Below are 16,874 nucleotides of genomic sequence, written 5' to 3'. Positions count from 1 at the left end.
CGCCATGGCCGAAGCGCGTGACGCCGCGAAGAACAACGACGACAACTGGAAGAGAATAGTCGAGCTGCTCACCGGCTACATTCTGCCGCAGCGCAAGACGTTGTTCGACACTCTCAAGGGGAACGAGGGTATCCCCCTGATGCACGTCAGGCTGGACAAGGTCGGCGGCTCTCAGCACATGCCGGGATTCGTCCAATCAGGTGGATGGCTCAGAGACAAGACGGACTTCGTCCTCCCCTACTACCGCCTTGGAGACAGCGGGAAGGATGACCCCTCAGAGGGCAGCAACCTGGGCCACTACAAGGCGCACATCACGTTCATCGGGCGCGCGGCCGGAGACACTCCGCCCTCCGGTAACGTCGCAGTCCGCGGCGGTGAGAAGACCAGTAAGGTCCTCAAAGAGGATGGCATGTGGAACAAGGGCGACGGCGAGAAGATCAGTTGGGACGCCTTGCCGCTGATGCAGTACGTGCACGGTTCGAAGGCTGCACTGGACAAGATTGTTCTATACCCCCATAGCACCCAGGGATTCGAGAGTCGTGGGATTTCGATCCCCGACGACTCCTATGTGGACCTCCTGACATTCACCGAGGTCGCCAAGTCCCTCGACCGCGTCGTGAAGTTCTTCCAGGACAGCGCCAAGACGCTGGAAGAATGGGAAGCCAAGGACATCGGTAATGGCAGCATGTCCTGGGCCGGCACCAGTGCGAGCCTTTTCAAGCAATTGGTGCACAAGATGGCCAAGAACTATGAAGGTTACGCCGCACAGGTGGGAAATAATGAGGGCTTCGTCCCCGTAGCCTCTGCGGATGGTGAGACGATCGGTTCCGCACCTGGGCGCGCACTGATGAACGCTCAGTTCATCATTCAGCGTGAGGCAGTTAACCTCTCTGACGCCTGGAATATGTGGAAGCCGATGAGCTCGCCCCACCGCTTTTTGTGGGACATGTTGATGGACGCTCAGCTCAACATGTTCGAAAACCAGTACGAGAAGATTGACTTTGAACCGAACGGAATAGACGTACACGTCTTTGCGAAGTCTGATTTTAAGAACACCGTCACCATCTACGGAAAGGACTATGGTCCGCCCAACGAGGTGGAGACATGGCAGGCGATCGGCGAGGAGGCCGTTCGCGCCTGGAACCAGTCGGTTGACGACTGGCTCAGCATCCCGGCCGCGGATTCCATCGTCGCTATCACCGAAGCTCTGAGTGCGGCACAGAAGCCGTTCGGGAACAAGGTGCATGACGTTTCCAAGGGTTCGCTTGCCGACTTGCTGGCCAAGGAGGAGGCGAAGAAGGAGAAGGAGGAGGCGAAGAAAGAGAAGGCTGAGGCGAAGAAAGAGCACGCGGCGGCCAAGGCCGAGGCGGCCAAGGAGAAGGCTGAGGCGAAGAAGGAGCACGCGGCGGCCAAGGCCGAGGCGGAGAAGGAGAAGGCCGAGGCGAAGAAGGAGCAGCAGGCAGAGAAGGCCGAGGCGAAGAAGGAGCACGCGGCGGCCAAGGCCGAGGCGGAGAAGGAGAAGGCCGAGGCGAAGAAGGAGCAGCAGGCAGAGAAGGCCGAGGCGAAGAAGGAGCACGCGGCGGCCAAGGCCGAGGCGGAGAAGGAGAAGGCCGAGGCGAAGAAGGAGCAGCAGGCAGAGAAGGCCGAGGCGAAGAAGGAGCACGCGGCGGCCAAGCAGCAGGCCGACCAGGACCGCGCGGAAGCCCGAGCGCAGAACGACAAGGACCGGGCCGAGGCGAAGGCGGCTCAGGACGAAGCGCGCTCGCAGAACGAGCAGGACCGCGCCGAGGCCAAGAGCAGCGCCGTGGCAGCACAGGCAGCGGCCGTCAAGCAGGCCGCGCGGCAACGGGCGGAGGACAAGAAGGCCCAGGATGAGGCCCGGGCTCAGAACGAGCAGGACCGCGCCGAGGCCAAGCGGGAGCAGGAAGAGGAGAAGGAGGCCGCCAAGAAGGAGCAGGCGGCGGCCAAGGCCGAGGCGGAGAAGGAAAGGGCCGAGGCCAAGCGGGAGCAGGAAGAGGAGAAGGAGGCCGCCAAGAAGGAGCAGGCGGCGGCCAAGGCCGAGGCGGAGAAGGAAAGGGCCGAGGCCAAGGCGCAGAACGACCAGGATCGCGCTGAGGCGCAGAAGGCCCAGGATGAGGCCCGGGCTCAGAACGAGCAGGACCGCGCCGAGGTCAAGCGGGAGCAGGAAGAGGAGAAGGAGGCCGCCAAGAAGGAGCAGGCGGCGGCCAAGGCCGAGGCGGAGAAGGAAAGGGCCGAGGCCAAGGCGCAGAACGACCAGGATCGCGCTGAGGCGCAGAAGGCCCAGGATGAGGCCCGGGCCCAGAACGAGCAGGACCGCGACCAGGCCAGGCAGGACTCCCAGCAGGCCAGGGCTGAAGCGAAGGCGGAGATGGACCGCGCCAACGCCGAGGCCCGAGCCGATCGCGACGCCGCCGAACAGAAGGCCGATCAGCAAGAGGCCGAGGCCAAGCGGGAATTCGAGCGCGATAAGGCCGAGGCACAAGAACAGCGCGAGCGGGCCCAGCAGCAGGCCGACCAGGACCGCGCCGAAGCCAGGCAGCAGTTGGACCGGGATTTGGCCGACGGTCGCACGAGTGAGGCGGAGGCACGACGGGACTTCGACCGGCGGATGGCCGAAATCGACGCCGTCGAGCGCGAAGCCATCGACGAGGCCGATCGGCGGGAGGCCGAAGCCAAGGACCACTTCGATCAGCAGCGGTCGGACGCTGTGCATGAGCGCGAATCGGCGCGTGAGCAGGCGGAGCAGGCGCGCCGGGACGCGAAGGCCACGTACGATCGAAGCATCGGCGACATCCAGGCCGATCAGGACCGCTTCGGCGCCGGCGACAAGAGCATCGAAGAGCTCATCCGCCAGCGCATGGCCGATCTTCCCGAGCCGGACCTTACGCCGACGGGCGCGGCCAGCCAGTTCGCCGCCCAGTTCAGCGACAACCTCTACAACCAGGACGACCTCGCGGATGCGCTCGGCCGGGGAAGCGCGGGCGACCCCGCGTACGGAGGGGCGGGCAGCCCCTCCGGTGCCGGGGGGGCCCCGGGGATGTATCCGCCGATGATGCGAGGGACAGGCGGCGACGGCGGCGGCGGCTCCTCCGGAGAGAGGACGCGTACCGTCATCGAACCTGCCGTCAGCCGTGGTCGACGGCCGGTGTCGTCGGCCGTCGAGGACGAGGAGCACCAGGTCGTGCCGCGGGGGACCCAGTCGAGTGGCTCCATGCCGTTCATGGGTCCGATGGGGGGAGGGGGTATGCCGGGTGGTCAGGATACGGAGAGCAAGGGGGACCGGGAGCGGACCTCCTGGGTCGCGGAGGACGAGGACGTCTGGGGCACGGACGATGGCGGTCTGCCGCAGGCCCTGGGCCGCTGATGTCGGCTGAGTGCAGGGAAGTTGGTGAAGGACGCGATGAGTCAGTCGATGGACGACCGGGTGGCCAAGGCGATGGCCGATTTCAAGGTCGCCGAGAAGGTGGTGGCGGAGTTGGAGGCCGAGCTGCGGCAAGCCTCGGCCACGGCACGTTCGGTGGACCGGTCGGTGCAGGTGACCGTGGGTTCGAAGGGTGATTTGGTGAGCGTCGATTTCCTCGACGGGAAGTACAAGACCATGGCGGCTTCGCAGCTCTCCGCAGCGGTGATTCAAGCGGCCTCCCAGGCGCGAGCGGATATGGCGCGCCACATGGTCGAGAAGATGGATCCGGTGGCCCGAACAATCGCTGGTGGAGCCGCCCAGGAAGGGCGCGAGCTGGACTGGGAGAAGCTCCTCGGTCCGCTCAAGCAGGAAATGGCCGCTGACGATCATGCACCGACGCCCATGAGCCGGCTCCGCGACGAGATCGATGACGAAGAGGAGGGCAACGGCCGTGGCTGACTACTCTGCGGACGTGAACAAGATCCTCGCCAGCTCTGAGAACCTTGGCGACGCCGCGAGATTGCACAGCACGCTTGGCCCTGAATTCGAGAAGGATATGAACGGCGTTTACGGATGGTGGGGTGAGGAAGGCGTGGACGACCCGTTCGCCGACGTGGTGGGCCCTGCCTGGGTGGAGGAGCGAGACACGTCCCTCGGCATTATGCAGAAGATCTCGGACGGGCTCGACGCGCTGTACCGAGCGGTCGTCGATCAGGCCGCCGCCGTCCAGAAGCCCCAGACGGACGCCCTCGACTGGATGGGCGGCGCCGGCTCCGCCGACCCTGACGCGGGAACGAAGCGATAGCACTATGATCAACGTCCCCCCGGCTCTCGCCGAGTTCATGGAGGTCTATGTAGGCGGTAAATACTTCAGCGGAAACGAGGACGAGGGCTATAGAAGCCGGTTCCCTTTTGAGATGTCGGCGGATCAACTCCGCAGTCTCTCGTCCTTCCTGAGCCGTGGACTGTCTGAGATCGCGTATTCGCTACCGGAGAGCATCGGCGAACAGTTCAGCAGTGCGGTGCGGGTGTTCATCGACGACAACGGCAAGAACCATCTGAGCGAGTTCGCCGAGCAGCTCGACGAACGCGCCTGGGTCCAGGTGCAACGCTCGATGAAGATGGCCGAGGGCAAGGCTGAATTGATCATCGAATTCAGCTATATGATGCTGGAGATCGCGCTGATCAGCATCAGGGCCGCGCTGACCGGCGGCTTCTCGCTGTCCGAAATCCTCCTTGCGAAATATCGTACGGCTCTCGCCATGATACTCATCGCGCGACGGATAAGCCGTGAGCTGCCTATCCCGATCGCCGGAGCGATGGAGGGCCTGCAGGGGGCCTTCACCAGCTTCCTGGCGCAACTCACGTCAATGGTGGGTCCGGATAATGCTGACCGGCGGCGTACGGACTTCGACTGGACGGACATCGGTAAGTCCGCGCTCCTTGAGGCGATGGGAGGCATCGCGGGCGCCGGACTCAAGTCGATCACCAATAAGGTCACGAAGGACCTCGTCAAGGACCAGCCTAAATGGGTCAAGGAAGCGGTCGAGCTTCCCGATTCCTTCGTCAACGAGGCATTCGCCGAGACAAGCGCGAAGACTGTCTTCGACTTGATGTTCACCGGCAAGTTCAGTGTCGACCCGGACACGATGCTGAGTGCCGGCGTGAGCGGGGTCATGCATCACGCCACGGCGGGCGTAGGGGTTGCGACCGGCAAGGCGATCAACGACATCTTCAAGAACAAGATGGACTTCTTGAAGAACAAGACGGACTTGAACTCCGTTACGAACCCTGACGGGCAAGGGGCGGGCAGCGCAGGATCGGAGAGCCGCCCGCAGGTGACGTCCAGCACCTCGCACACGGCCGACGAGGTCACAACCGATGTCACGCCCGGTGTGCCCCACACTCTTGGGCACCCCAACCCGTTGGTGGCCGGAGCCGGAGCCGGAGCCGGAGCCGGAGCCGGAGCCGGAGCCGGAGCCAACGGCTCTGGAACGAAGCCGGCCTTCACCGGCTCCAGTGGCCCTGGCGCGGATCAGAGCGTCGCCCCGAGCGTCGTGGATCCGCTGGACGTACCCGACATCATCACCGACCCGGACAGTGACACGGCGTCGATCTTCAGCGATGTCAGTGACGTCAGCGCCCTGACAGACGCCAGTGACGTGCCGTCGGTGTTCAGCGATGTCAGCGACCTCACCGACCCGGACAGTGACACGGCGTCGATCTTCAGCGATGTCAGTGACGTCAGCGCCCTGACAGACGCCAGTGACGTGCCGTCGGTGTTCAGCGATGTCAGCGACCTCACCGACCCGGACAGTGACACGGCGTCGATCTTCAGCGATGTCAGTGACGTCAGCGCCCTGACAGACGCCAGTGACGTGCCGTCGGTGTTCAGCGATGTCAGCGACCTCAGTGGCGCCTCGTCTGTCACCGACTTCGAGTCCGCCGACTTCCCGCCGCCGAGAGTGGCCGGTGGCTTCACCGACGCGTCCGCCACCGTGCCGGCCATCGGCGACAGCGGCATACCGGGCAAACTGCCGGATGCCGACCTCCCCGTGGGAAGCAACGACCCGAACACCTTGGGCACGCCGGCATCGAGTACACCGGGCCTGGGCAGTTCCGCCCAGAGCCAGTGGGCTCCGCCGGCTGACTCGGCCGCCGCGGATGCCGCATCCACCATCCAGCCCGACCAGCCCAGACTTACCCCCGACCAGCCTGGGTTGCGGCCCGGCCAGGATCAGCCGGACCTTGCCGGCCCGGCTCGCCCCGATCCCCTCAGCCCTGTATCAGACAGCCCGGAACGCACGGAAAACACCACGGACTCGGGTACCAGTCCCCACCGCCCCACAGCGGACAGCGCGGTATCGCCTGCACCGGCCGTCACCGACGGGGGCACGACAACCCGTCCTCAGCCCGCCGGCACCGCACCCCACAGCGGGCAAGCCGCCGTGGCCACACCCGGATCGCCGGCCCACACCGGGACAGGCGCTCCAGCCGGCCCGACACCACCCGCGCCCACCACGAGCGCTCCGCTCGGCCAGGCTCCGACACCAACCCACGCTGACAACGCCGCCCCGGCCAAGACAGCCCCGGCCAACCCCGCTTCCACCAACACGGCCACCCCGGCTTCTGCCGCGAGCACGACACCCACAGCCAGTAAGACTCCCACCGCCGGTACGACACCCGGTACGACACCCGGTGCGACACCCACGACCAGCAAGACTCCGGTCGTAGCGACGGTCTCCACCTCGAGCGCAGACCCTGCCCAATCCACCCCGCAGACCGCATCAGCGCACGGCAGCGGTACGAAAACTGGTTCCTCGGCCATCCAGCCAGCCGGCACGTTCATCGTCCCACCCGCGAAACCGGCGCAAGGCCCGAAGAAGTACACGAAGCCGTCGAACAGCGCGTGGGCCCGTCCTCGGCTGCTCGTCAGCGCCGTCAACGACTCGAGGGGCAAACGCATAGGAGCGGTGTCCTTCAACGCCACAGACCTGTCGAGGCGTCAAGGGAACTACGAAAAGCTGTCGGAGCAGACGCACTTCGTCCAGGCGTTCCGCGACAGCCAGGGTGAGTGGGCCGGCACTTGGAAGGACCTGCCCGAGAACTTCAAGGACTCGTTCTTCCTCGGCCTGCACCACGATGAGAAGGGCTTCAGGGTCGTCGTCAGCGATGACGAGGCGGATCAGGGAACGAGTGGGACTCCCGTGAACACACGCGAAGTGATCATGAGTCCCCAGGAGCTCGGCGAGCTGCTGCGTGACCTTAAGAACAACTTCTCGGACTTCAAGGAGATCACCCTCTTCTCCTGTACGGCGGGAGCCGATCGAGTCACGAACGCGGATGCGGAACAGGTTGTCGCCGACGCGCAGATCGTCGCAGACGTCTCGGGTTTCGACATCAACGCGCCTACCGGGAAAATCGCCTTCCACAAGCCGAAGGCAGGCGGGGACGTCCGCATCACCCTGGACCACGACAAGTTCGGCAGGGCGACCGAATGGCGAAAATTCCGGCCCCGGAAAACGCCCATCGGCACCCCCACCGACGCCAAAACCGCCAGTGCCTCGCCGCCGTCGAATGTCCCCGTGGGCACGGGAGAACAGCCGGAGTCACCAGACTGGAACGCACCGGGTGAGGATGCCGCGGGTGTGGTCGGGGCGTCGGGTGACGGGACTGGCAGTGATGTGGAGATGCCGGAGGTTCCGGCCGGCGAGGGCTCCGCGGTTTCTGTCGTGTCGGGTGGCCAGGCGGCGGGTGCTGAGTGGTGGGCACCGGAGCTGCCCTCCAGCAGGGCCGCACGCAGCCACCTGCGACGGCGCGTGGGCTGGACACAGGAACAGGTGGCCACGTTCCTCGGCGTGACGGCGGACGAGGTGGGGCAGTGGGAGATCGAGGGCGGCTCCGAGCCCGGCACCGCGGTCGCCGAGGCGTATGCATGGCTGCTGCAGGGCTTCGACACCGCTCCCGCTGTGGGGTTGCAGCCTGCAGCCGGCCAGCAGGCACCGGAGCTGCCCTCCAGCAGGGCCGCACGCAGCCACCTGCGACAGCGCGTGGGCTGGACACAGGAAGAGGTGGCCACGTTCCTCCGCGTGACGACGGGCCAGGTGAGGAAGTGGGAGAGCGAGGGCAGCTCCGAGCCCGGCACCGCGGTCGCCGAGGCGTATGCGCGGCTGCTGCACGCCTTCGCGAACGCTCCCGCTGTGCCGCCGCTGCCCGCCGCGGCCGAACGTGCGGGCCTGCGGGAGAAGGCGGGCTGGACCCCGCCGGAGATGGCCGCTCACCTCTCAGTGACGAGACTCAGCGTTCTGAACTGGGAGAGCGGTCGAGCTACTCCGGCCGGCCGCGCGGGCCGGGAGTATGCGTGGCTGCTGCACGCCTTCGCGAACGCTCCCGCTGTGCCGCAGCTGCCCTCCGCGGCCGAACGTGCGGGCCTGCGGGAGAAGGCGGGCTGGACCCTGCAGGCGGTCGCCGCTCACCTCTCAGTGGCGGACAAGACGGTTGGGAACTGGGAGAACGGTCGAGCTACCCCGGCCGTCGGCCGCGCGCGCCGGGAGTATGCGCGGCTGCTGCACGCCTTCGCGAACGCTCCCGCTGCGCCGCAGCTGCCCCGTGGCGGGGAGGCTGCGGCCGGGCCGGACGACACTAGGCAGGCGCCGGCTCCCGCGGGCGGGAACGCCGGACCACAGGCGGCCGGGGATACTCCGAGCGGTGGACGTGCCGGTGGGACGGGTGCCTTCCCAGAGCTTGTGGTTCCGGTTCCGGCCGGCGAGGGCTCCGCGGTTTCTGTCGTGTCGGGTGGCCAGGCGGCGGGTGCTGAGTGGTGGGCACCGGAGCCGCCCTCCAGCAGGGCCGCACGCAGCCACCTGCGACAGCGCGTGGGCTGGACACAGGAAAAGGTGGCCACGTTCCTCGGCGTGACGGCGGACGAGGTGGGGCAGTGGGAGATCGAGGGCGGCTCCGAGCCCGGCACCGCGGTCGCCGAGGCGTATGCATGGCTGCTGCAGGGCTTCGACACCGCTCCCGCTGTGGGGTTGCAGCCTGCAGCCGGCCAGCAGGCACCGGAGCTGCCCTCCAGCAGGGCCGCACGCAGCCACCTGCGACAGCGCGTGGGCTGGACACAGGAAGAGGTGGCCGCGTTCCTCCGCGTGACGACGGACGCGGTGAGGAAGTGGGAGAGCGAGGGCGGCTCCGAGCCCGGCACCGCGGTCGCCGAGGCGTATGCGCGGCTGCTGCACGCCTTCGCGAACGCTCCCGCTGTGCCGCCGCTGCCCACCCCGACCGAACGTGTGAACCTGCGGAAGAAGGCGGGCTGGACCCGGCAGGAGATGGCCGCTCACCTCTCAGTGCGGACGCAAGTCAGCGTTCTGAACTGGGAGAGCGGTCGAGCTACTCCGGCCGGCCGCGTGGGCCGGGAGTATGCGTGGCTGCTGCACGGCTTCGACACCGCTCCCGCTGTGCCGCAGCTGCCCTCCGCGGCCCAACGTGCGGGCCTGCGGGAGCAGGCGGGCTGGACCCGGCAGGCGGTCGCCGCTCACCTCTCGGTGGCGGACACGACGGTTGGGAACTGGGAGAACGGTCGATATACCCCGACCGGCCGCGTGGGCCGGGCGTATGCGCGGCTGCTGCACGCCTTCGCGAACGCTACCGCTGTGCCGCAGCTGCCCCGCGGCGGGGAGGCTGCGGCCGGGCCGGACGACACTAGGCAGGCGCCGGCTCCCGCGGGCGGGAACGCCGGACCACAGGCGGCCGGGGATACTCCGAGCGGTGGACGTGCCGGTGGGACGGGTGCCTTCCCAGAGCTTGTGGTTCCCGGTGGCTCAGCGGGCCCGGCTGCGGCCCCGTCGTCACCGCACACTCAGCACAATCCTGCCCATCCTGCCAGTGATGACACCCAGGACGATGCTGCCAGCGCCACTGATGACAGTGATGACAGTGATGTGGAGATGTCGGATGCCGCGGGTGTGGTCGGGGCGTCGGGTGACGGGACTGACAGTGATGTGGAGATGCCGGAGGTTCCGGCCGGCGAGGGCTCCGCGGTGTACGACTTTGGTGAGAACGACTCGCACTGGCTGACTAGGGCACTGGGCGTCCGTCCGCAGGAGCAGGTCGTCCGTCCGCAGGAGCGGGAGGGCCAAGTCGGTGATGCACGGCACTTCGAGCCCTCGTCTCCGGGAATCCCGTGGAGCGATACCGGCCTCGCCGACGGGGACGAGGACGAGGAGGAGTTTGCGGTCTTGACGGGCCCGGTCGGCACGCCGGGCCGGGAGGACCCGGCAGATCCTGGGCGCTATGTGGACCCGGCCCTCTTGACGCGGGGGAAGGACCCGGCGGAGTCGGCGGGCTTCCTGGAGGAGGAGCAGGAGGAGGAGTCGGTATCGCGCGGCGTGCCGGTGGGCCACAAGGAACAGGGCAACGCGGGCTTGGGGGCGGCCGGGGATACTCCGAGCGGTGGACGTGCCGGTGGGACGGGTGCCTTCCCAGAGCTTGTGGTTCCCGGTGGTTCAGCGGGCCTGGCTGCGGCCCCGTCGTCACCGCACACTCAGCACAATCCTGCCCATCCTGCCAGTGATGACACCCAGGACGATGCTGCCAGCGCCACTGATGACAGTGATGACAGTGATGTGGAGATGTCGGATGCCGCGGGTCTGGTCGGGGCGTCGGGTGACGGGACTGACAGTGATGTGGAGATGCCGGAGGTTCCGGCCGGCGAGGGCTCCGCGGTGTACGACTTTGGTGAGAACGACCCGCACTGGCTGACTAGGGCACTGGGCGTCCGTCCGCAGGAGCAGGTCGTCCGTCCGCAGGAGCGGGAGGGCCAAGTCGGTGAAACACCGCACTTCGAGCCCTCGTCTCCGGGAATCCCGTGGAGCGACACCGGCCTCGCCGACGAGGACGAGGACGAGGAGGAGTTTGCGGTCTTGACGGGCCCGGTCGGCACGCCGGGCCGGGAGGACCCGGCAGATCCTGGGCGCTATGTGGACCCGGCCCTCTTGACGCGGGGGAAGGACCCGGCGGAGTCGGCGGGCTTCCTGGAGGAGGAGCAGGAGGAGGAGTCGGTATCGCGCGGCGTGCCGGTGGGCCACAAGGAACAGGGCAACGCGGGCTTGGGGGCGGCCGGGGATACTCCGAGCGGTGGACGTGCCGGTGGGACGGGTGCCTTCCCAGAGCTTGTGGTTCCCGGTGGTTCAGCGGGCCTGGCTGCGGCCCCGTCGTCACCGCACAATCCTGCCCATCCTGCCAGTGATGACACCCAGGACGATGCTGCCAGTGACGCCACTGATGACAGTGATGTGGAGATGTCGGATGCGGCGGGTGTGGTCGGGGCGTCGGGTGACGGGACTGGCAGTGATGTGGAGATGCCGGAGGTTCCGGCCGGCGAGGGCTCCGCGGTTTCTGTCGTGTCGGGTGGCCAGGCGGCGGGTGCTGAGTGGTGGGCACCGGAGCTGCCCTCCAGCAGGGCCGCACGCAGCCACCTGCGACGGCGCGTGGGCTGGACACAGGAACAGGTGGCCACGTTCCTCGGCGTGACGGCGGACGAGGTGGGGCAGTGGGAGATCGAGGGCGGCTCCGAGCCCGGCACCGCGGTCGCCGAGGCGTATGCGTGGCTGCTGCAGGGCTTCGACACCGCTCCCGCTGTGGGGTTGCAGCCTGCAGCCGGCCAGCAGGCACCGGAGCTGCCCTCCAGCAGGGCCGCACGCAGCGACCTGCGATGGCGCGTGGGCTGGACACGGGAAGAGGTGGCCGCGTTCCTCGGCGTGATGAAGGAGGCGGTGAGGCGGTGGGAGATCGAGGGCGGCTCCGAGCCCGGCACCGCGGTCGCCGAGGCGTATGCGCGGCTGCTGCACGCCTTCGCGAACGCTCCCGCTGTGCCGCCGCTGCCCATCGCGGCCCAACGTGTGAACCTGCGGGAGAAGGCGGGCTGGACCCGGCAGGAGATGGCCGATTACCTCTCAGTGGCGAAAGTCAGCGTTGAGCGTTGGGAGAGCGGTCGAGGTACCCCGGCCGGCCGCGTGGGCCGGGAGTATGCGTGGCTGCTGCACGGCTTCGACACCGCTCCCGCTGTGCCGCAGCTGCCCTCCGCGGCCCAACGTGCGGGCCTGCGGGAGAAGGCGGGCTGGACCCGGCAGGAGATGGCCGCTCACCTCTCAGTGACGAGAGTCAGCGTTGAGGGCTGGGAGAACAGTGGAGCTACTCCGGCCGTCGGCCGCGTGGGCCGGGCGTATGCGTGGCTGCTGCACGGCTTCGACACCGCTCCCGCTGTGCCGCCGCTGCCCTCCGCGGCCCAACGTGCGGGCCTGCGGGAGCAGGCGGGCTGGACCCTGCAGGAGATGGCCGATTACCTCTCGGTGTCGATAGCCAGCGTTGAGCGCTGGGAGAACAGTGGAGCTACTCCGGCCGGCCGCGTGGGCCGGGCGTATGCGTGGCTGCTGCACGCCTTCGACACCGCTCCCCCTGTGCCGCAGCTGCCCCGTGGCGGGGAGGCTGCGGCCGGGCCGGACGACACTAGGCAGGCGCCGGCTCCCGCGGGCGGGAACGCCGGACCACAGGCGGCCGGGGATACTCCGAGCGGTGGACGTGCCGGTGGGACGGGTGCCTTCCCAGAGCTTGTGGTTCCCGGCGGCTCAGCGGGCCCGGCTGCGGCCCCGTCGTCACCGCACACTCAGCACAATCCTGCCCATCCTGCCAGTGATGACACCCAGGACGATGCTGCCAGTGACGCCACTGATGACAGTGATGTGGCGATGTCGGATGCCGCGGGTCTGGTCGGGGCGTCGGGTGACGGGACTGACAGTGATGTGGAGATGCCGGAGGTTCCGGCCGGCGAGGGCTCCGCGGTTTCTGTCGTGTCGGGTGGCCAGGCGGCGGGTGCCGAGTGGTGGGCACCGGAGCTGCCCTCCAGGGCCGCACGCAGCCACCTGCGACAGCGCGTGGGCTGGACACAGGAACAGGTGGCCACGTTCCTCGGCGTGACGGCGGACGAGGTGGGGCAGTGGGAGAGCGAGGGCGGCTCCGAGCCCGGCACCGCGGTCGCCGAGGCGTATGCGTGGCTGCTGCAGGGCTTCGACACCGCTCCCGCTGTGGGGTTGCAGCCTGCAGCCGGCCAGCAGGCACCGGAGCTGCCCTCCAGCAGGGCCGCACGCAGCGACCTGCGATGGCGCGTGGGCTGGACACAGGAAGAGGTGGCCGCGTTCCTCGGCGTGACGGCGGACGAGGTGAGGCGGTGGGAGATCGAGGGCGGCTCCGAGCCCGGCACCGCGGTCGCCGAGGCGTATGCGCGGCTGCTGCACGCCTTCGCGAACGCTCCCGCTGTGCCGCCGCTGCCCACCGCGGCCCAACGTGCGGGCCTGCGGGAGAAGGCGGGCTGGACCCGGCTGGAGATGGCCGATTACCTCTCAGTGGCGGACAAGACGGTTAAGCGCTGGGAGAGCGGTCAAGCTACCCCGACCGGCCGCGCGGGCCGGGAGTATGCGTGGCTGCTGCACGGCTTCGACACCGCTCCCCCTGCGCCGCAGCTGCCCATCGCGGCCCAACGTGTGAACCTGCGGGAGAAGGCGGGCCGGACCCGGCAGGAGATGGCCGATTACCTCTCAGTGACGGACAAGACGGTTAGGAACTGGGAGAACGATCGATATACCCCGACCGGCCGCGCGGGCCGGGAGTATGCGCGGCTGCTGCACGCCTTCGACACCGCTCCCCCTGCGCCGCCGCTGCCCCGTGGCGGGGAGGCTGCGGCCGGGCCGGACGACACCAGGCAGGCGCCGACTCCCGCGGGCGGGAATGTGCTAACCGCCAATGCCTCGCCGCCGTCGAATGTCGCCGTGGGCACGGGGGCCAAACCTGAGTCATCGGACTGGAACGTGGGGGCCGGGCCGGAGGAGGAGGTGCGGCCCTGGCCGGAGCAGCCTGAGCTGAGGCTGTTCAGTGAGACCTACGACCTGGCCATGGGCCGGCTCCTCAACAGCGACAGGCTGCTCATCCTGCCCGCGCGAATGGCTGTCGATCGGCTCGCGGACTTTCTTTGGGACGGCTACGGCGTTGAGGAGGTCACGGGCGCGTTCTTCGCCCCAGGCTCCCCGGCTGCGCTCCCTCAGCTCCTTCGAGAGGAGCCTGACCAGAGGACGCTGGGGAGTGTGATTGAGGCGTTTGTCAACGCTGCTTATGCGAATGCATCTTCGTCTCACACGTTGGGCAGGTTGTGGGCTGCTCGTCCGGAGTTGAATGTGCGGGGTCTGCCGCTGCGTCCGGTCTCGGATGAGCCGGCGGATGTGGTGGGGTGGCTGCTGGGTGTCTACCAGGCTTTGGAGCCACTCGAGGCGGATCCGGTGGCGTTCCGTGATGCGTTGATGGGCCGGATGCTGGCTTCGGGGCGGATGTCGCTGGTGGAGTTCTTGCGGGCGGCGCAGCGGGCCGGGGTGCGGGACAGGGCTGAGCCCGATGTGGACGACGTGGATCCGATGGTGTTGTACGCGTGGGCCGACCACGCCCTGAAGCTGAACCACCGGCTGAAGAGCCCCTACCTGCCTGAGGACTTCAACGAGGATGATCTGGGTCTTCCGTACCGGCGGCTGTATGGGGAGTCGACTGCCTGGCTGACTCCGGAACTCACCGCTGGCGGCGATGGCTTGCGGTCGATCGCTGATGTAGCTGAAGTCCCAGGTCCGCTCGAGGCTTACTCCCAGTTCGCCGCGTCCGATGGCGAGGGTGCCGTCGGCGACGGGGACGGGGCCAGTGTGGGGCGGTTGGAGGCGCTGTGGTCGTGGATGTTGCGGCATGGCGATGCGGGCTTCTTGCGGAATGTTCGGGTCGAGCATGTTCCGGCGTTGTATCTGGCGACCGGTCCGGATGCGGTGCTGCTGAGGGATCCGATCACTCCTGGCGCGGATGCTTTGCGTCCGGTGGTCCGGTCGTTGGTGGAGCGTGCGTTCGCTTCTCCGGCGGAGGCGCGTTCGGTGCTTCCGTTGTTGTTCCTGCGGGATGGTGGCATCGCTGGGTTGTTGGATGCGGCTTTGGGGGTTTCGGCTCAGGCGTCTGACAGGACGGTGCAACTGGCCCAGCTGGGCCGGGATGCGGTGGCTCGTGCTGTGCAGTTGTTGGGTGGGATGGCGGGTGAGCTGGCGCAGCACCGGGAGATGGTGCTGGAGGCGGTGGAGCTGCTTCCGGCGGTGTTGGATTCGGTGTGGTGGGTGACGTGGGGGGATGAGTTCGTCACTGAGGTTCCGGCGCTGTATCGGGCGACGTCGAGCAGGGAGGCGGCGTTGGCCACCGCGGCGGCCCAGGGTGGGGGCCGGCGTGCGGTGGTGTGGGAGGTGCGGGATTCGTCGGCGCGGGATGTGGCGGTGTTCGCGCGGGATCCGGAGACCTCTCCGGTGGTGTTCCCGCGTCTGACGGAGCTCCGGGAAGTGGGGCGCGGGGAGGTTCTGGATGCCGCGACCGGGCTGCGGTACACGCATGTGGTGCTGGAGGAGGTTCCGGCACCGTTGCCGGCGAAGAAGTGGGACCGGGAGCTCATCACACGGCGCGTCCACCACTCCATCACCGGCCAAATCCTCGGCGTTAGCGCCCTCAGCGACTCCGAGGCCGGCTATGTGTACCAGAGCGGTGCCGAATCCTTCTTCGACCGACGGCAGTACTTCATCGCGGGTAAGGGCATTGAGTCCCAGAGGGGTCCCTTCGAGGTGCCGTGGGGGGACGCGGACACCGACTTCCTGTGGATGTCCCATAGCCGTGCCACGAGGGTCCATGTCGGTTCGCGTCGTGGCTTCCGGTTGGCGCGGGGTGGTGAGGTCGCACGCCATCTGAAGACCCTGTTGGAGGTCCTGCGTCCCGGAGAGCGGCTCAACCTGGTCGTGGATGCCTGTCTTGCCGGGCGGGATGTTCCGGGCATGAGCGCGTGGGCGCAGGCCGTGGCGGACGAGCATGAAGGGCGGACGGTCACGGCAGCACCCTCGCGCACCGAGATTGATCGGCGTGGCCGCAGCGTGCGCGGGGTGCTCCTCTCTGTTCCCGGCGAGCCGAAGCCGCGGTGGCTGACGTTCACATACCGGGAGCCTGCGGTGGCACAGGCGGCGGAGCGTGCGGCTCGGCGTCCCTTCACCGCAGAGCCGCACCGGTTCAGCGCCTTCTTCGGCACGGAGCGCTGGGAGGAGCTGGCCCGTGGCTACGAGGACAGCCTGGGCCGAGCGCTCGCTCGGGATCCGTGGGCGGCCGCGTGGGGGCGTGACTTCGTCCAGCGCCTGTATGACAGCGTCCTGGACCGGGTCGGGGGGGATGAGCAGAGCGCGTACCGGGAGCTGATCCCGCAGGAGGACACGGACACCTTCGACTACGCGACGCGGCTGAACGAACTGCTGGATGAGAACTCCGAGGCGACGCTTGCGGATTACGTGCACATCCTGCTCGGCAGCCTGGCTTCAGGCTCTGAAAACGGGGGGGGTGGCCCTGACAGTGCGGAATACCACAGCCTGCGTGCGCGAGGGTTCCTCACTATCGGCGAGACCGCTCAGCTGACGACCGTCTTCACGAGGATGCGGAAGGAACTGAAGCTGTTCGCCGAGGACATGGGCCGGCTGCGTGCGGTGCTGTTGGGTGGGTTGCTGCTCGGCAACGTGTTCTCCCTTTACGACATTGTGGCTGCGTGGGTGGCCGCCAGTGACGACTCTGCCCGGGGTCTGGAGTCGTGGCTGCTGCGTGGTGACGCGGTGGGTCTTTATACGTGGGCTCAGGCGGTGTTGCACCGGGAGACGGAGCCGCCGCATTGGACGATGTATTTCGAGCGCTTCGGGGGGTTGACGGCTGAGGTTACCGGGGATGGGGCCAGTCTCCAGGGCATTGTGTCGTCGCTGGCCGGTGGCGGTTTGCCGTTGAGTGGTGTGTATCGGGCTCCTGTGGTGGCCTTGTATCTGCTGGGTGGTTCCGATGGCGGGTTCATCGCCGGTAGCGGCTCGGAGGA

4 protein-coding genes (1 of these 4 cut by a window edge) are annotated in these 16,874 nt (G+C 67.9%); all 4 read left to right on the top strand.

Annotated features, from left to right (window positions below):
- The first annotated feature begins 4 nt into the window (after positions 1 to 4).
- Tightly spaced (at most 24 nt apart), the 4 genes in view from QFZ82_RS01920 to QFZ82_RS01905 form a layout consistent with a single transcriptional unit that may run on beyond the window.
- Complete coding sequence (locus tag QFZ82_RS01920; RefSeq protein ID WP_307711443.1) at positions 5 to 3,385, top strand: AAWKG family protein; 3,381 nt, start codon at positions 5 to 7, stop codon at positions 3,383 to 3,385.
- A 24-nt stretch (positions 3,386 to 3,409) separates the two neighbouring features.
- Entirely contained in the window at positions 3,410 to 3,883 is a 474-nt protein-coding gene (locus QFZ82_RS01915; protein WP_307711442.1) for a YbaB/EbfC family nucleoid-associated protein, read from the top strand.
- Positions 3,876 to 4,229: a hypothetical protein gene (locus tag QFZ82_RS01910; RefSeq protein ID WP_307711270.1), complete on the top strand. Its 354-nt coding sequence runs from the start codon at positions 3,876 to 3,878 to the stop codon at positions 4,227 to 4,229. The genes QFZ82_RS01915 and QFZ82_RS01910 overlap by 8 nt, the downstream gene beginning before the upstream one ends.
- A gap of 4 nt (positions 4,230 to 4,233) precedes the next feature.
- A protein-coding gene (locus QFZ82_RS01905; RefSeq protein ID WP_307711441.1) for a helix-turn-helix domain-containing protein crosses the window boundary here: on the top strand, positions 4,234 to 16,874 show its start. It continues 15,112 nt past the right edge of the window; 12,641 of the gene's 27,753 nt are visible here — the first part of the coding sequence; it begins with the start codon at positions 4,234 to 4,236; its stop codon lies beyond the right edge, outside the window.

The organism is Streptomyces sp. V4I23 (assembly GCF_030817975.1).
Lineage (GTDB): Bacteria > Actinomycetota > Actinomycetes > Streptomycetales > Streptomycetaceae > Streptomyces.
Note: the sequence above shows the minus strand (reverse complement) of the source record. Positions and strands in the feature narration are given on the sequence as shown.